This window comes from Thermopolyspora sp. NPDC052614 (genome assembly GCF_040678635.1).
Lineage (GTDB): Bacteria > Actinomycetota > Actinomycetes > Streptosporangiales > Streptosporangiaceae > Thermopolyspora.
This window is the reverse complement of record NZ_JBFATZ010000010.1, coordinates 108,622-126,387: the sequence shown is the minus strand read 5'-3', so window position 1 is coordinate 126,387 and position 17,766 is coordinate 108,622. Positions and strand designations below refer to the sequence as shown.

Here is a 17,766-nt window from a genome sequence, read left to right as displayed (position 1 = left end):
GCGGCCATGAGGCCGGCGCGTCGCCTGCTCAGCGGCGTCGCGGTGGCGGTCCTCGTGATCGCGGGGGTGGCCTGGGCGGTGGGCGCCCGGCTCCGCTCCCCCGCCGACGAGGCCGCCGCACGCCGCCCACCCGCGCCGTCGCTGGTCACGGCGGCGGTGACGCGGGAGAAGCTGACCAGCACGGTCGCGGTGAGCGGCCGGCTGGAGTACGGCTCGCCGGTACCGGTCGTGCTCGCGGGAGCCGTGGGCGGCGCAGACGGCGGCGGCTCGGGCGGCGGCTCGGGCGGCGGGGTGCTCGGCGCGGCGGCGGGCGGCGGGCAGCGGGTCACCCGGGCCCCGCGCACCGGCCGCCTCACCGAGGGCACGGCGCTGATGGAGGTCGACGGGCGGCCGGTGTTCGCGCTCAAGGGCACGGTGCCGATGTACCGGACGATCACGCCGGGCGCCCGGGGGGCCGACGTCCGGCAGCTTCAGCGGGCGCTGCGCCGGCTGGGGTTCGGCGGCCGGGTGTCGGGCGTGTTCGACCGGGCGACGGCGGACGCCGTGCGCAGGTGGTACGCGAAGAAGGGCTACCGCGCCCAGGAGCCCTCGCTCGGCGAGCGTCAGACCCTGGCCGAGCTGCGCCGGGCGGTGCGCACGGCGCGGGAGACCCTGCGCGCCGACCGGAAGGCGGCCAAGGAGGCGGGCGACCTGTCCGTGCTCAAGGCCAGGCTCGCCAACGCCCGCGCCGACCTGCGGGACGCCGAGCGGAACCTCGCGGCCGCGGAGTCGCGGACGATGAGCCCGGAGGACGCGGCCAGGCGGGAGGAACTGCGCCGGGCCGTACAGACGGCACGGGAGGACCTGCACACCGCCCGGCAGGCGCTCGCCCAGGCGGGCGCCGCCACCGCCGTAACCGCCACCTCCCCGACCGGATCCGTCACCACCCGGCCCACCCCTGGGCCCGCTCCCCAGCCCACGCCGTCCGCCACCCCGCCCGCCACCCCGCCCGGTGGCGATCTCACGCAGCTCCGCGCCGCCGTCCTCGCCGCGGAGCGGAACCTCGTCTCGGCCGAGGCCGCCCTGGCGGCCTTCGAGGAACAGGCGACCGCGGCGCACGCGAAGCGACTACAGGAGCTGCGCAAGACGACGCGCACCGCGAAGGAGGCCGTGCTCACCGCCGAGCAGGCGCTCCGGCAGGCCCGCGACCCGGGCGCGCTGCGGCTCAAGGTGAGCAACGGCGAGAAGAATCTGGCGAGCGCCCGCGAGATCCTCGCCGAGTACGAGCGCGGGTACGGCCTGAGCGTCCCGCCGGGCGAGATCGTCTTCCTGCCCGACCTGCCCGCCCGGCTGGACAAGGTCGAGGTGCGGGCCGGGGAGACCGTACAGGGCAGGGTCGGGGTCGTCACCAGCGCGTCCTTCATGGTGACGGGCTCGGTGGACATCCAGGAGGCCGGACTCATCCGGGCCGGGATGCCGGCGACGATCGTGGTCGACGACGACCGGTCGTTCCCCGCCGTGCTCACCGCCGTCGGCGCGGACGCCCGCTCCGCCGCCACCACGACGGAGGACTCCGCAGGCCCCGACGCGGGCCCCGACGCGGGCGCCGACACCGAGCGCGAGGGTCCCGACCTGAGCTCCGAACCCGTCCTGCTGACGCCGGCGTCGTCGAAAGGGCTACGGCCGCTCGTCGGCGCGGCGGTCACGGCGCGGATCGCGGTGGGGGCGACCGGGGGCAAGGTCCTGACCGTCCCGGTCGCCGCGGTCGTCACCTCCGCCGACGGCAAACCCCGGGTGCGGGTGGAGTACGCCCCCGACCGGACCCGCGACGTCGAGGTACGCACCGGTCTCACCGCCGACGGCAAGGTCCAGGTCACCCCCGTCTCCCCGGGGACGCTGAAGGAAGGCGACCGGGTGGTGCTGGGCAATGCCTGAGCCGGACCGGAGCACGGTGACCGAGCCCGAGGTGATCCGCCTGCACGATGTCTGCCGGGTGTTCCCCGCCGAGCCTCCGGTGCACGCGCTCTCACACGTCTCGCTGCGCGTGCGCAGGGGCGATTACCTGGCCGTCGTCGGCCCGTCCGGCTCGGGCAAGTCAACCCTGCTCAACACGCTCGGCCTGTTGGACCGGCCGACATCGGGCTCGTACGAGCTGGACGGCATCGAGACGACCGGGCTGCGGGACGGCACGCGGACCCGGCTGCGCGGGCACCGGATCGGGTTCGTCTTCCAGTCCTTCCACCTGCTGCCCCGCCGCACCGTGCTGGAGAACGTGATGATCGCCATGATCTACGGCGGGGGGCCGCGCTCAGGCCGCCGGGACCGGGCCGAGGCCGCGCTCGCCAGGGTCGGGATGACCCATCGGGCGAACTTCCCGCCCGAACGGTTGTCCGGCGGGGAGCGCCAGCGGGTCGCCGTCGCCCGCGCGATCGTGCGGCAGCCGTCCCTGCTGCTGTGCGACGAGCCCACCGGCAACCTCGACAGCCGCAACACCGGCCTGATCCTCGACCTGTTCGACGAACTACGCGACCAGGGGCACACGATCGTGGTCATCACCCACGAGGACCAGGTCAGCGAACGCGCCGACCGCCGCGTCCGCATCATCGACGGCACCCTCACCGAGGGATGACGGACGCGCCGCGGGACCAACGGAGGACAAACGTGAACGCGAAGCGAACACCACCCGGCGGGGACCGGACCGATGCCCGCGACCTCCTCGCCGAGGCGATCGCCGGGCTCCTCGCCCGGCCGGCGCGCACGGCCCTGACAGCCCTGGGCACGGTCATCGGAATCACCACACTGGTGGTGACCCTCGGCGTGGCGGCGACGGCGGGCAACCAGATCGTCGGCCGGTTCGGCGAGCTCACCGCCACCACGGTCACCGTCGAGGCGCCGGACAACGGCGACCGGCTGATCGGCTGGGACGCCCCCGGCGCACTGACCCGCCTGCGCGGGGTGGTCTCCGCCGCCGCGATCGCCCAGACCGGGGAGAGCTCCGGCCTGGCGGTACGCTCCAACACCCTGGTGGACCCGACCCGGGTCGCCGACCAGACGCTCGCGGTCGTCGCCGCGACTCCCGAACTCCCCGACGCGGCACACGGACGCCTGCTACGGGGGCGCTTCTTCGACGCGGGGCACATCGCCCGCCGCGACCGCGTCGTCGTCCTCGGCGAGGACGCCGCCCGGATGCTCGGAGTCGCCCGCCTGGAGAATCTGCCCGCCGTGTTCATCCGGGGCCGCGCCTACACCGTCATCGGCATCCTCGGCGATCTCAAACGCGAGCGCGTCCTGTCCACCGCGGTCATCGTGCCGCCCACGATCGGCGCCGACTTCGGCCTACGCGACGTCACCCGCGTACTGATCGGCACCAGCCTGGGCGCCGCCGACCTGATCGCCCGCCAGGCGCCGCTCGCCCTCAGCCCCGCTCACGCCGCCGAACTCCAGGTGATCGTGCCGCCCACCCCCACGAGAGCCCGCGACGCCGTCCAGGACGACGTCAACGGCCTGTTCCTCGTGCTGGGCCTGGTTTCCCTCGTCGTCGGCGCGGTCGGCATCGCCAACGTCACCCTGGTCACCGTGATGGAACGCGTCGCCGAGATCGGCCTGCGCCGCGCCCTCGGCGCGGCCCGCCGCCACATCGCCGCCCAGTTCCTCCTGGAGTCCACCCTCGTCGGCCTCGCCGGCGGCGTGATCGGCGCGAGCCTCGGCATCGTCTCCGTCGTCGCCATCTCCGCAGCCCGACAGTGGACCCCGCTCCTCGACATCCGCCTCGCCGTCGCCGCTCCCGTCGCCGGAGCCCTGGTCGGCCTCCTCGCCGGCCTCTACCCGTCGTTGCGCGCAGCCCGCCTGGAACCCGTGGAAGCCCTGCGCTGATCGTGACGACGGCCCCGGCGGCCGTGCCCCTCCGGACGTTCCTGGACCGGAGGGGCACCTCGGCGACGACCTTGGCGGCGCTCTCAGCGCACATGACGTCGGCAGCGCCTCTCCCCGAAGTCGCTCTTCCGGCTGTGAGCACGCCCGCCTTCACCGCGCGCCCGCCTTCACCGCGCGCCCGCCGGCCCGCCGCGACTTCCCGCCGGGCGGCCCGTGCCGTACGTCCTCGCGCTAGCCGTACGGCACGGGCCATCGCGATCACTTACCCGTCCGGCCGACGATCACGCGCGAAGCGGTTTTTCTCGTCCGGCGAGCAAAGCGATCGGCTCTTCCCCCCTTTTTCTCCTTTTTCTTCCCTCGGCGGCCCCTGGGCGTGAACGGCTGATGCCGGGACCGCGTCGCTTCGCCGCGGCCTTCCGGGCACCGCGACGGCGCGCCGACGTACATCCCCGTCCGATATCAGCGGACGGCCCGCCCCGGTGAACGTCCGCGGACATCGCTCTAGCCCGCCACCACTTTGCACGGAGCGACAGGCCCCTCGGTCACCCACCAACGGAGGGAATAGGAGGTCTTGTCCTTATTCTCGGTGAGACGCAGGACCACGGTGTGCCCAGGCTTGAGCGACTCCGGCGACATCAGGAAGACGTTGGCGCTCTTTGGCTCGACCGCAGGTTTCGCGTCCCCGGCACCGAAGCTCTCCGTCTCCGGGGCGCCGCCCCCCGCCTCCGCCTCGTGGCGATGGGTCACCTTGTCGTCCGGGCCGCCCGGCCCGCCGTCCTCGTCGCCCCGCCGCGGCCCGGCTCCAGTCGTGACCTGGTCGGAGACGCCACGCCTCTCCTGTGGCGTCCCGGCCGCTCCCTCGCCCGGCTCGTCGCCGGGTGTCGTCACGCCGTGCGCGCCACCCTCCGTACGGTCGTCGTCGGCGGTGCTTAGCTGCCCCACCTGGTCGCCGGGTGCAGGGTCGGCGTCAGCGGCGCACTTCTTCCCCTCGGGCAGGTAGGCGATGTCGGCCGCCACCCCCTGGGCGCGCAGGTCCGCCTCAAGCCGGTCGGGATCGCGCAGTTCGTTGATCTGCACACGAATCGTGCCGTCGGGGTTCCTGGTCAGGGCGTACGCGGACGTCTGAGTTCCGGTCAGGAGCGGTACGGCGACCGCCGCCACGGCGGCGGCCCCAAGCAGTCCGATCCCGGCCACGACCCGGCCACCGATACGGCGACGCCGAGCCGAGGCCCCGCCGGCCTCGGCCCCGCCCCCGCTGCCGGCCCGTGCGTCGGCCCCGCTCCCGGCCACGGTGTCGGCCTCAGCCCCGGCCCGCTCAACCAGATGCGCCTTCAGTTCCACGAGCAGTCTCTCCTCGAAGCTCACTGGAGTCCCTCCATGACGAGCGGCGAAACGACGCCCGGAGCGTCGCGGAGCGCGCGGCGTGCGCGGTGCAGCCGCACCCGGGCGGTACCCGGACGAATGCCGAGAACGGCGGCGGCCTCGGTGACGGTGAGCCCATCGACGGCCACCATCTCCACCAGCACCCGTTCGCTCTCGGGCAGCTCCGCCATGGCCTGAAGGGCCCGCCTGGCCGGCGCTTCCGCGTCGATTCGTTCCTCAAGGTGCGCCACGTCATCCTGGTCGAGCAGCCGACGCCCCGCGATCCGCCTGGTCGCCCGGAGCTCACGCGCGGCCCGCCGCCGCTCGGCCTGAACGATGTTGTGCGCCACGCCGTACAACCATGCGATCTCGCTGCCCCGGTCGGGCCGATAGGTGTGGCTCGTATCGAGCACGGCCAGGAACACCTCGGCCGTCAGGTCCGCGACCTGATGCGGGTCGGCGACCCGCCTGGCCAGAAACCGGGTGACCGCGTCGAAGTGGCGCCGGTAGAAGGCTTCAAAAGCCGCGGGGTCCTCAGCGAATGCCGCTCGTTCCCTCTTCCCCGCGTGTCTGGGGCGCACCAGCGCGCTCCTTCCGTCATCCGCCGATCTTTGCCCCTACTTGGACGAAGACGGAAAACCCGTTACATCCACCCCGCGAACCCGCCCCTAGACGATCCCACCTCGCCGAACCGCGACCCCTCACCTACCCGAAAACGTCGGTGCCCCTGTCTACAGTGTCAGCGTGCGTGAAACACCGGAAGAACTCGACGAACTCCAGTCCCTGCTCGACGCCTCCCTGTCCCGCTCCACCACCCACCTCCGCTCGATCTTCACCGGTCGCAGCGTGACCGCCGACCAGCTCACCCGCATCCTGACCGGCATGTGCACACTCGCCCTGTCCACCGTCACCGCAAAGGGCGAGCCACGCATCAGCGGCGCGGACGGTCACTTCCTGCACGGCAAGTGGCACTTCGGCACGTCCCGAACCGCCGCCAAGGCCCGCCACCTCGCCGCACGCCCCGCCGCCAGCGTCGCCCACCTACGCGGCGAGGACCTGGGCGTCTTCACGCACGGCACCGTGGAGATCCTCAACCCCGAGCACGGCGAACCATCCGCGGACTGGCCGGAGCTGCTCGCGTACTTCAAGGACTTCTACGGCGACGACGCCTTCGACTGGGACAACGAGGTCGTTTACTACCGGCTGCATCCCCAGTGGATGACCGCCTACGCTCCCGACGTCGACAAGCTCCTCACCAAGTGAGGAAACGGTCACCGCCCATGACCACCCGCTTGAGGGCATGAGTGTCCGCCACTTCTGAGCCGCAGGCAGCGCGAGGGCCCGTTGCGGCGACGCGCGCGCACGCAGGCGTCGCCGCAACGGACGCACTGCGGCCAGGCAGCCCACGCACGCGCCTGTCCCCCTTCGGGGCTACTCGATCGCGGTACGTGTCCCCCCGCCGTGCCGGGTGATTCTCGGACGGAGCCGTACCTTGACGGCCCCCTGGGTGAACGCGACGTCGGTGGCGGCGCCCGACCAGATATAGGCCTCTCCGGGCGTGAGCGCGGCCAGTTTCGCCGAGTTCAGTTCGGCCAGGGCGGTCTTCGCCTTCTGCAGGTGCTTGAGCCAGGCCGGGGAGGTGAACTTGTGCAGGATGACGTGGTTGGACAGCTCGATCAGGGAGATCGGCACCGATGGCGGGTCCTGGCTGGCGACGAGCACGCTCATGCCCTTGTGCCGCATCTCCCTGACGCTCTCCACGAGCCCATCCACCAAGTCGGGGCTTTCGATGTATTTGTGAGCCTCGTCGAAGACGACCAGCTTGTTGAACCGCCTGCCGTCATCCTGAGCCTCCGCGAACAGTTGCATCAGGACGACGAAGAGTCCGAGCGCGTCGTCCTTCTCGATGAACTCGTCACGCAGATCGACGATGATCATACGGCCGGGACGGACGAGAGGCTTCACCTCCATGTCGTCGTCGATGTAATCGGCGGCGAGTTCGAGGCGCTGTTGCGCGAGCTGCTTGAGATTGTCGGAGAGCGCGGAGTCGGCGACAGCCTGCCGGATGACATCCAGTCGCAGGTTACGGCGATGCGCCTTCATGATGCGCTGGAGCTGCCGGATGTAGGTCGACTGGTTGCCGACGGCGCCCATGAGGAACCGCCAGTGCTCCGCCCGAAGCTCGCTGGAGGCGAATTTGAGCGGGAGTACCTGGATGCGTGGGTACTCGGCCCGGCGCTGCTCCAGTTGGTCCTCCGGCACGAGCATGACGACGTCGGTGAGCGCGGCCGGTTCCACGCCGTAGCGTTCCCGGAGCCGACGCGCCTGTTCGACGTCGTCGTTCGGCACCACCATGCTGGTGAACTCGGGCGCGTAGTCCAAGGTCGGGCTGTAGTGGAAGACGATGGTGGCGAGCGGTCGCGGCAACTCGTTGACGGGCGGCGCGGGCAGGGACGCCGCTTCGATGATCGAGCCGAGTGTGTAGCTCTTGCCGCCCCCTTGCACGCCGAAGAGGCTGATGGTGTGGGTCTCGTTGAGATCGAGGGCGACTCGGCGGCCCATGGCGTCCCCCAGAATCCCGTACTGAGGGGACGCCTTGGCCGAACCGAGGTAGACGTCGGGCGGAAGCGGGCTCTCCTTCTCTGCCAGGCGATCCGCGGGCTTCTCCGACGCGGGGACGTCATCCGCGGACGGCGTGATCGGATCGTCTGGAACGGGGCCGGATGAGGCGGAAGCCGGAGCGTCCTGCTCCGCGCCGAGCCGTCCCGGTTCCTTGGCGTCCTGTGACGTCTCGGCCTCCTCCGGGACCCTCGCCTCCTCGGCGACGTCAGCAGACGCCGCTTCCTCGACGTCCACCGGGCTCTCGGGCTCCTCATCGTCCTCCGGCTCCGGAGGCGGTCCCTCCGCGGGAACGTCGTGGGTGCGATCCGGTGCGCGGAACGCGGCCTCGTTCAGCCGGGGCAACGTCAGGCTGAGATCGCTGAGGCTTCCCGCCGTGAGGTCGTCCAGGGACGGGATGTCGGTGGGGATGGCGGCGATGAGCTCTCCGGCGAGATCACGTCCGATCCGGTGATACTGGACGCCACCCTCCGTCTCCATCCCCGTGCCGGTGCCGCCCAGGTCGAAGACGAGCCCGGTCCTGGTGAACTCCAGCCGGTAACCCCGGTCCAGGCAGTTGAGCAGCCACCGTGCTTCGGCCACCGCGTCCGGCCGCATCGTCCGGTACCGTTCGGCCCGGCTCAGGTAGGGCCGGAGCAGCGCGACGAGTTCGGCGTTGCGCAGCACGCGATCCGGCCGATCGGGCTGGGTCCGATGCGGATCGAACTGTTCCGCCAGCCGCTGCTCGCTATGGCGCAACTGGGTGGCGATTCTGTCCTTGAGCGGCTCGTACGCGCTGAGCGAGCTGTGGCACTTGACCTCGACCAGCCGACAGGTGATGACCCGCCTCCTGGCATCGAGGCTGAACAACGCGAGGTCGGTCCGCTGCAGCCCCACCGCCTCCCCGACCTCGTCCGCCCGTCTCCGGGCCTCCCGCAGCAGTTCCAGATGGGCGTCGAGAGGTACGAGGATCTGGTCGGCCAGCACCCCCTGGTAGTCGAGGTACAGCCGGGCCAGGACCAGCCCGAGGACCTCGGTCCGCTGCGTGGCCGCCGCCGAGGCGAGCTTGAACGCCAGTTGCCCCGACAAGAGCCTGAGCTGGTCGAAGAAGCTCGCCGTGTGGTGCGGCTCCACCTGGAAGCCGTGCTGCGCGAGCACCGGCTCCAGCAGCGTGCGCAATTCGTCCACCGAGCGGGAGCTGATGACCAGGTGGTGGCCCAGTCCTTCGCTGCCGGCGGTGTCGGCGTCGATGACGTAGTCGGGACGGCGGGCGCTGCCTGGATTGTCGAAGTACTCCACCCCCAGGGTGCGGTCCACGGTGATGACCCAGTCGCTGGAGAGGTGCGCTTGGTGCAGCAGCGTGCCGTCGGCCACGTCGAGGCTGAGAGTGACCCGCGGCACCGACCGTGTTCCCACCTGCCCGGTGGTGACGGCGGACGCCGCGACGGAGATCGTCTCCGGCAGCGCGGCAAGCAGATCGGAAAGCTCCGCGGCGCCGGGGATCGGGTGGGATCGGCCGTGCCTGGGCGATTTGCGCCAGGCGACCGGATCCTCCTCGCGATCGTAGAGGACGGTCACGTCCTGCTGGAGCCCGTGCACCGGCGCGAGTCCTTCGCGTACGGCGGGCACCGCGTCGAAGCGCTCTCCGCTGAAGGCGTCGAACAGCATCGTGATGTGCGTCGCGTGCTCGCCGGCGGCAGAACGGAATTCGGCGAGCGGTCGTACGGCGACCGCCAGCTTGGGCACCTCACCCGGCCGGGTGCGGGTGTGGAAGGTCTCGGCGTCCGCCTGAGATCCCCACTCCCCGCGCAGCAGCCGCGCCAGCGCCTCACCGGTGTCCGGTCGCTCCGGATCGGCGGTGAACAGCCGCAGATCGTAGGAGATGTCCTTCAGCCCTTTGCGGCGTTGCAGTTCGATGAGCATGTCCGCCAGATGCTCACCCCGGCCGGGATTGACCGCGCTGATCACCAGGGTGCCGACGTACGGGTGGAGCCGCAGGTATCGCTCGACCCTGTCGGCGAGCCGAACGGCCGAGGCCCCGCCGGTCCACCGCTCGGGAAGCCCCAGGGCGGCGGTCAGGCCGCCGATGACCCCGCGCGGATCGTCGGTCTCGGCGGGCAGGCAGATGCCCCAGTAGGGGGTGAGGTCGGCCGCGGCCAGCGTGAGTGCGCCGCCGATGCGCGGCACGACGAGCGGGAACCCGAGCGGCGCTATCTCCGCCAGGGATCGGCCTGCGGCGGCGATGGTGCTCGCGTCGAGGCCGTCGGCGTCCCTCAGCCATCGGTGGCCCAGCTCGGCCCAGGTGACGAGCCACAGCAACCGCAGCGGATGGGTCGGCGCGACCAAGGTCAGCTCGCGCCGGTCGCCGCGCGGATCGACGTATTCGACGGTCGCGCAGTCGAGACGCAACAGCAGCGTCAGGTCATGGAGGATGCCGGGAACCTGCCCGTCGTCCGCCCGTTCGGCGCGGTAGAGCAGCCGGTTCAGCAACTCGCCATAGGACTCGGCGTACTCCTGTGCGAGCTCGCGTATCTGGGACAGGTCACGCCCTTCGACGACCAGCCCGTCGTCACCGCTGATCGCCGCGAAAATCGCGACGCGCGCCTCAAGGAACCGATCGAGGGTCTCCCCGCCGCCGACCGGCCACGAAGTGTTCTCACCGTCCAGGTCCTCGACCTGGTCGACTTTGACGGCCAGCCGCCACGCACGGGCCTGCTCCGGCTCGGCCAGGATGCGCTGCTCGAACCCGACCAGCGCCGCCGGCAGCGTGATCTCGACCTGCCCATGGCCGCCGAAGGACGCCTGCACCACCCGTTCCCCGGGGCCGTGCTCCTGTTTCCAGGCCACTTCGTGACAGCGCACCCCCCGCCAGTCCCCGCGTTCCTCCAGCGCCTTGAACTGCATTCGCCGCAGCGCCTGGGTGAGGCCGATGTCCTTGACGACGCGCGGGCGCTCCGGCGGCTCGTCGACGTCGTCGTCGGCCACGACGTAGAAGCGCTCGCTCTCGTTGAGCCGATGGTCCCCGTCGTAGGACTGTTCCACCGGCAGCGGGATGCCTTCGTCGTCCTGCGGAACCACCCGCACGTAGTGCCAGCCCGGGTCCAGGTCGGCGCTGCGCAGCTTCCGCAGCTTCGCCGTGTAACCGGTCTTCCCGGCACGGCCCGGCCGCACCGTGGCGGCGACCCCGGTCGGCCCCGCCTCCTCAGAGACGAGCTGAACGACGAACCTGGTCAATCCGGCGACCCGCCGCGGATCCGGATCGACCGTGAAGGGGACGTTGAGGACGGTGGGCGCGCCGGCGCCCGAGCGCAGATACTTCTGCCCCACATAGTTCCCGAGTTCACCGCCCTGCTGTTCCCCCACCCGGGGCAGTGCGAGCTCGCCGACCGTGATCCGGACCTTCTCCGTCGGCCCGTCCTCGCGCAGCGGCCAGCGCTGGAAGGCGAGCCCCCAGTTGGCCCGGTCGACCACGATCCGGCGGGTCCAGGTTCGCGGGCTGTCCACTCCGGTCTGTGCCAGCAGCGCGGCCAGTTTGGCGCGGAACCCGGGCTCGGTCAGGCCGAGCTCGATGACCCGCTGCCGCTCCGGACGGTCGGCGCGGACCAGGACGCGCATCTGCTGGAGGTTGCGCGCGGCCCGGGTCCGGATCTGGGTCGGGTCGTCGAACAGGTCGAAGTCGGGCACCAGCCCGAGTTCGAACACGGCCGCCCCGGCGGCCATCGGGTCGAAGTCGTTGAGCTGGACGGTCAGCAGGAACCGGGCTTTCGCCGAGGCGTCGGCGTACGGCCAGCCCTCGTCGTCCAGATACCCCAGAAGGTCCGCCACCCCTCGGCGCAGTTCCTCCGGCACCTCGGCGAGCAGCCGCTCGGCGAGGTCGCCGTACACGTCGCCCAGCGCCACCTCCTCGAACGTGGCCACATCGAAGGAGTCCTCCGCGCTCGCCCGCGTGCCCGGCGGCACGAACACCAGCAGCGGCGGACGCTGCTCCTCCCCCTCCGGGTTACGCAGTTCGACCAGCTTGGTGCTGGTAACCGCCACATCGCCGGACACCTGCGGCGGCTGCCCCAGCACGTGCACCTGGGCGGAGTCGCCGACCGCCGACCGCACCCGGCGGCACAGCCGCACCGCGAGCGAGACGCCGATCTCGGTGGTGCGCGCGCAGTGCCCCGGCCGCCGGGCCTGGAGCAGCGTCGACAGCCGCGGAGCGAGCACCCGTTCCAGGGCCTCCTCCAGCTCGGAGTCGAGGAGTTCGCGAAGTCCTGTGCTCATCGTGATCCCGTCAGTCCGTGACGACGTAGCGCGGGGTGATGGTCTGGGTCAGGTACGCGTCGGACAGGTCGGAGTAGAACCCGATCTCCCGCAACTGCGCCGTGAACGCCTGGGTGTTCTCCCGCAGGGCCGCGTAATCGGTGATGGCCGGGCGCTCGAACCCGTCGCCCGGCGGCAGCCGGTCGATGTACAGGCCGTACCGGTCCCGCAGGACGGTCAGGAACTCGTCCACCCGCATCGCCGTGGTGCGCAGCCCGGCGCCGCCGCCCTGCCGCAGCAGGGCGATCTGCAGCAGTACTTCGAGCAGGCGCGCGTCGAGGACGAACCGCCGCTCCCCGCGCCGAGGTTGGGCGATCATCGCGCCCGGCCGGTTCTTGAGCAGCAGCGTGTCCAGGCACTCGGTGATGTACTTGCGGTGGAAGCGCACCCGGAAGGCCGTGATGACCTCGATGTAGGTCGTGAACGTGTCAAGGCCGAGCTCGATGATCTGGGCGATCGTCGCGTCGAGATCCTCGTCGGCCGTCTGTGACCGATCCACGATGCCCTCCAGCCGGACCGCGCCGAACTTCTCCCTGTCCTCCTTGTACGGCGCGTCGAGCAGCGCCAGCAGGTCGCGCACGGTGAAGAGGCCGTCGACGGGTCTGCGGAGCCGGTTCAGCTTGACGAGATGGGTCGCGAACTCGTCGAGCTTTTTGATCGCGAAGGTGGCGCGGACGAAATCGGGAATGCGCCCGAACCACACCGCCGCACTGCGCTCGGCCAGCTCCGCCGCGGCGGTTCCCGGGATGCCCGCCACGTCGAGGAAGAAGCCGCCGTCGGGCCGCGGATGCTCGCCGCGCACCAGTGCCGGGAGCAGTTTGGTGATCTGCAGGTGGTAGAGCGCCAGATGGAACGCGAACAGGATCTTGAGGTAGTCCACGAGGACGGAACGGGGGATGAGGTCCTTGTGGAACAGCAGGTCGACGATGTCCTCGGCGAGCAGGTTCGAGGCCTCCGGGTAGAGCGGCGGGTGGAACCTGCGTTCCCGGTCCCAGGCCCGGCGGTCGGCGATGTCCTTGCGGACCACCTCGGACAGGTTGATCAGCGCCTGCGTCTCCACGTCGATCTGCCGGCCGCGCAGCGGCGTCTCGGTGTTCGAGTCGACCCCGGCGAAGAAGAAGTCCCTGAGATAGTCCAGGGTGTTGCGGCCGAGCCCGCCGGACGCGTGGTAGATCGTCGCGTAGAGCTGCTCGTCCGCGCCGTACGGCCGTGACCTGCGCGCATTGCGGAATCGGTAGGTGAATCCGTGCAGCGGGCGCAGCCCGGCGACGGCCTGCCCGCTCCTGCCCCGGTTGACGATGTCCAGCAGATGCGTCTCGGCCCAGCGATACGTGGTGTCCTTGTCGAATCCGGCGAACAGGTCCGGGTGTTCAAGGAACGTCGTCACGAAGTCGTCCACGGTGAGATCCGCCGACCGGGCGAGCACGCTCGGCGACCCGCCCCACCGCAGCCGGGGCAGGAACCCGGTCAGCACCCGGTCCATCTCCACCTGCTTGTAGTCCAGGTAGCTGACCCCCGGGTGCCGGAATTCCTTGTCGTTCCGGTTGAGCGTCACCGCTCGTCACCTCCGCCTTCGACGACCCGCATGATCAGCCGTCCGTCGTCCTCCCGCCGGATCTGCCGGAGCTCGTGGCCGCCGGTGGTCAGCAGCACCTCCTGGTACGGCGCGGCCGACAACTCGTTCTTGAAGATCGTCAATCCCAGGTAGAGGCCCTGCCTCTCGGCGACGCCGGGCACGTATCCGCTCCGCAGCCGGTGCAGCAGCTCGAACAGGTCGAGCCGGATGTGCAGCCGCGCCACCTGCCCGCCGTCGCCGTGGTAGGCCAGGATCAGCCCGTCCGGCTGCTGCTCCAGGTACGGCGACGGCTCGGCCCCGTTCACCGAGAGCGTGAGCGATTCGGCGGGGAAGAGCCGGTAACTTCGGATGGTCCCGCCGGGCGCCTGCCGCACCTGGAGCGCGAGCACGTCGCCCAGCCGCCCGGGGTCGGGCAGTCCCTCCCCGCGGTTGATCGCCTCGATGACCTCCGGCAGATGCCCGGCCGCCTCCTCCGGCCGGTCGAGCAGCGCGATGAAGGACGCCCCGGTCTGGTACGGCAGCAGCCGCCTGGCCCGCTTCTCGTCCACGCACTCGAAAAAGAACCGCCGCCGGGCGGCGGCGAGATACCGCCGGTGCCGCGCGACCTGGTCCGGGGTGGGCGCGGTGCTCCGGGGCAGACGCTCGAAGAGCTGAGTCAGAAGCCGGACGTCGTAGCGTCCCCGGTTGTCGACGGTCATCACCGCCTGCCCGGCGTCCGGCCCGACGTAGTCGATCTGCCGGTCGAGCGCGGGTTCCGGCACGGTGGCGACGTCCACCTCGCGCAGCAGCCGCAGCAGCCGGTCCCGGGTGCCGGGTGTCCCCGCCCAACTGTTGAAGTAGAAGCTGTCCAAGATCTCCTCGGGGTTGTCGCCCCGGTAGAGGTCGTGGATCTGCTCGCAGGAGCGGCCGGAGGTGAGCATGTAGGCGAGCGCGGACCGCAGGTCCCGGAGCGTGATGTGCATCCGGCCGCGCAGGTGGGTCAGCGTGTAGAGCTCTTTCAACCGCCGGATCACCTTCGGCCCGGCGTCCGGGTGGCCGATCGTGCGTGCGTTGTGCGGCACATAGCAGGTGGCGGCGAGTTCGCAGGAGTCGCACGCCTCCCAGAACGCCGGGTCGGCCATGCGCGACAGCATCCGATCGAAGATCGACCCGTTCAGCTCGTCTTCGTCGGCGACGACGCTGCGCCGGTTGAGGTTGACCACCAGGACGCCGTCGCCGGACTTCACGCCGCGCAGCCCGTCGCGGAGGGTGCGCGCCAGCCAGCCGAACCGCTCCTCGTGGGTGCTGAGGAAGTCCACCAGACGGCCCTCGTTGATCGCGATCAGCCGGGTCGCGCCGGTCACGGCGGCCGGGTCGGACCCGGCGAAGGGCGCGAAGAAGTCCAGCAGCACCTCGTCGTTGCCCTGGTCGCCCTCGTCCTGGCTGCCGTCGTGGTTGGTGTGCAGCCAGTGCCCATTGAGCAGCCGGACGTCCGCGCCGTTGCTCCGGGCCGGACCCGGCTGCGCGCCGTGCTCCTTCGCGTCGGCGATGAGCTCCTCAAGGAAGGCGGTCTTGCCGTCGCCCGCGTTCCCGCTGATCACCACGAGCTGGTACGCGCCGTCCCGAACGTCGCGGATGAGGTGCTTGTCCAGCGCCGTGTGCACATACAGCTTGTACGGGTCGTGGCCGCGGGTGCCGACGTTGCTGCTCGTGCTCTGGCTGTAGAGCGTCCGCAGGTGCGCCACGAACGGGTTGACCCCGTCGGCGTGCCGTACGGGGACGACCTCGGGCGGCGGGGCGGGTTTGGGCTTGTGCACCGGGCCGATGGCCTGCAGCGCCTCCAGGAAGTCGGCGGCGCTGCGGTACCGGTCGCCGCGCAACGGGGAGATCGCCCGCAGCACCGTGTCGATGAGGGTGTCGGACAGTTCTGCGGATCCGGTCAGCGTGCGCGGGTCGATCGGCGCCTCGCCGAGCGCCGGCTGCACCGAGGCGAACGGCCACCGGCCGATGAGGAGCTGGTAGAGCGTCAGGCCCAGGCCGTACACGTCGCGGTCGGCGAGGTCCTCGCGGCTTGGCGGCCCCGAGGCGGTGTCGGGCGGGGCATAGCGTGCGGTGCCGCCCACTCGCGACAGGCTGGAGTCCACCGGCGCCGACACGTTGAAGTCGATGATTTTGGTGCCGTGGTCGGTCCGCAGCAGGTTGCTCGGCTTGATGTCGCAGTGGAAGACGCCGTGCCGGTGCAGGTACGCGAGGCCGGTGGCGACGTCGATGCCGAGTTTGACGGTGTCGGCCGGGCCGAGCGAGCGTTCTTTGACCAGCTCGCCGACGTCCTGGCCCTCGACGTAGTCGAAGACGAGGTAGGCGGTCTCCCCTCCGCCGAGGTAGTCGGCCTCGCGTGCGGCCACCACGTTCGGGTGCGGGCCGAGGCCGAGCAGGATCTGGTACTCGTGCCGCAGCCGCTCGATCACCGACTCCCGGTCGCGCAGCACGATCTTCAGCACGCGGTCGGCGGCGGCGAGGTTGTCGTACACCTGGTAGACGACGCTGAACGAGCCCGAGCCGAGCTTCCTGCGAATCGTGTACTTCTGCGTGAGCTGAAAGCCCGCCGCCAGGTTCCGATAGTCGGGCGTGCCGTCTCCGCCGCCGGTACGACCCGCCGGACCGGTGCCCCGGCCGCCGCCTCCGCCGCCCGCGCCGAGGATCCGCTGCAATCGCCGCAGCGCCTCGATCGCCGCGGGCCGCTGTGACGGGGCCAGGGCGCACATCCGCTGCAGCAGCTCGGCGAGGTCGGACGGCACCCCGGCGTCGGACATCACCTGGGCGGGCAGCACGCTCCCCTGGCTGAACTGGTCGGCGCTGGAGGCGAACGGCACCTCCCCGGTGAGCAGCCGGTACGCGACCACTCCGGCCGCGTACACGTCCGAGGCGCGGCCGGCGGCCTGCGGCCGGGACTGGCATTCCGGCGCCACGTACGCCGGGTCGAGCACCGCCGCGAGCCGGTCAAGCACGGTGTGCGCCCGAGGATCCTCCGGGCGCGCGTAGTCGAATCCGGTGAGCAGCGCCCGTCCGGCCCGGGTGACCATCACCGTGTCCGGGGAGAGCGCGCGGTGCAGCACCCGGTGCCCGTGCGCGTGCGCCAGGCCGCGCAGGATGTCGCGGATCACCTGGAGTTTGACGTCGGCGGAGAGCGGCTCCCGCACGTCGTCGAGGCAGACCCGCAGCGACCGGCCGGCCGTGTCGTCGAGGACGAGGACGAACCGGCTCTCGTCCTCGGTGGCGAAGAAGTCGCGCCGCCCCACGATGCATTCGTGCGGCGGCATCTTCGCCAGCATCTCGTAGGCGTTCGCGATCGCGATGCGCTCGGCGGCGCGCACGTCCTCCTCGGCGAACGGGTCCGCGCGGTAGACACGCAGCAGGACCGTCTCCGTCGTCGGCGCGGTCGCGTTGACCGCGCGGTACTCCACGACCTCGGCGGTGCCGCCGAGCCGCTCCTGAACCCGCCAGTTGCCGAACCGCAGCGGCCCGGACGGCTTGCGCCCGGTGGCGTTCAGTGCCTCTTTGATGGCCTGGTGGTACGGGGTGATGTCCCTGGCCATGCCCTGGCGGACACGGGACAGGTCGCCGAGCGTCCGGATCAGCAGCGGAAGCGTGGTCACGTCGTGGGCGTCGGCGTCTGGACGGCTGCTCTGGTCGGACAGCACCGCGTCTTCGGCGGTCAGCACCACCAGCGCGTCCACGTAGACGCCGGAGAGGGCGGGCCGCCCCTGCGTCAGTTGCCCCTTCAGCGCCCGCGCGTGCCCGCGCAGCTTCGCCACCGGCGATCCGAACGGCTCGCGCCGCTCGGGATACCACCGGCGGCCGGAGACCTGGATGCGGCCACGGGTGCCCTTGACGTCGATGAGGCAAACAGAGTGGCCGGTGACGACGATGAGATCGACCTCGAACTTGTCGAACTCCTGGCGGCCCCGGCGAACCGAAATCTCGATGTTGTGCAGCACCAGCCAGTCATCCGGGGCTTTGTCCCGAAGTTCCCGAATGACGGCTATCTCGGATTCGTTGACGGGGGGACCGCCTCCGAGAATCTGCGCCAT

At 71.2% G+C, this 17,766-nt stretch carries 9 protein-coding genes; 4 read left to right on the top strand and 5 right to left on the bottom strand.

Features of this window, described 5'->3' with window-relative positions:
* Positions 1-6: 6 nt before the first annotated feature.
* Genes AB0K60_RS22120 through AB0K60_RS22110 form a run of 3 tightly spaced genes read left to right on the top strand, consistent with a single transcriptional unit; the run spans position 7 to position 3,852 of the window.
* On the top strand, positions 7-1,914 hold the full coding sequence (locus AB0K60_RS22120; protein ID WP_364057913.1) for a peptidoglycan-binding protein: 1,908 nt from the start codon (positions 7-9) through the stop codon (positions 1,912-1,914).
* Positions 1,907-2,608, top strand: coding sequence for an ABC transporter ATP-binding protein (locus AB0K60_RS22115; RefSeq protein WP_364057910.1), 702 nt, complete (start codon positions 1,907-1,909; stop codon positions 2,606-2,608). The genes AB0K60_RS22120 and AB0K60_RS22115 overlap by 8 nt, the downstream gene beginning before the upstream one ends.
* Positions 2,609-2,640: 32 nt before the next feature.
* On the top strand, positions 2,641-3,852 hold the full coding sequence (locus AB0K60_RS22110; protein ID WP_364057907.1) for an ABC transporter permease: 1,212 nt from the start codon (positions 2,641-2,643) through the stop codon (positions 3,850-3,852).
* A gap of 501 nt (positions 3,853-4,353) precedes the next feature.
* On the opposite strand, the gene AB0K60_RS22105 is transcribed toward AB0K60_RS22110, so the two are convergent.
* Both AB0K60_RS22105 and AB0K60_RS22100 read right to left on the bottom strand, forming a co-directional pair.
* Positions 4,354-5,217 carry a hypothetical protein gene (locus AB0K60_RS22105; protein ID WP_364057904.1) on the bottom strand — a complete coding sequence of 288 codons (864 nt, stop codon included), beginning with the start codon at positions 5,215-5,217 and terminating at the stop codon, positions 4,354-4,356.
* Positions 5,214-5,795 (bottom strand): sigma-70 family RNA polymerase sigma factor, encoded by a 582-nt coding sequence (locus AB0K60_RS22100; RefSeq protein WP_364057901.1) that lies wholly within the window; start codon positions 5,793-5,795, stop codon positions 5,214-5,216. Before AB0K60_RS22100 ends, AB0K60_RS22105 begins: the two co-directional genes overlap by 4 nt.
* Before the next feature lie 163 nt (positions 5,796-5,958).
* Here AB0K60_RS22100 and AB0K60_RS22095 point away from each other — a divergent pair, with 163 nt between their 5' ends.
* Positions 5,959-6,477: a pyridoxamine 5'-phosphate oxidase family protein gene (locus AB0K60_RS22095; protein ID WP_364057898.1), complete on the top strand. Its 519-nt coding sequence runs from the start codon at positions 5,959-5,961 to the stop codon at positions 6,475-6,477.
* 168 nt (positions 6,478-6,645) lie between these two features.
* Here the strand turns inward: AB0K60_RS22095 and AB0K60_RS22090 are convergent, their stop codons facing one another.
* The 3 genes from AB0K60_RS22090 to AB0K60_RS22080 are packed head-to-tail and all read right to left on the bottom strand — an operon-like array spanning position 6,646 to position 17,766.
* Positions 6,646-12,081, bottom strand: a complete 5,436-nt coding sequence (locus AB0K60_RS22090) for a hypothetical protein (RefSeq protein WP_364057895.1) — start codon at positions 12,079-12,081, stop codon at positions 6,646-6,648.
* A gap of 10 nt (positions 12,082-12,091) precedes the next feature.
* Positions 12,092-13,675, bottom strand: coding sequence for a hypothetical protein (locus tag AB0K60_RS22085; protein ID WP_364057892.1), 1,584 nt, complete (start codon positions 13,673-13,675; stop codon positions 12,092-12,094).
* On the bottom strand, positions 13,672-17,766 hold the full coding sequence (locus AB0K60_RS22080) for a protein kinase (protein ID WP_364057889.1): 4,095 nt from the start codon (positions 17,764-17,766) through the stop codon (positions 13,672-13,674). The genes AB0K60_RS22085 and AB0K60_RS22080 overlap by 4 nt, the downstream gene beginning before the upstream one ends.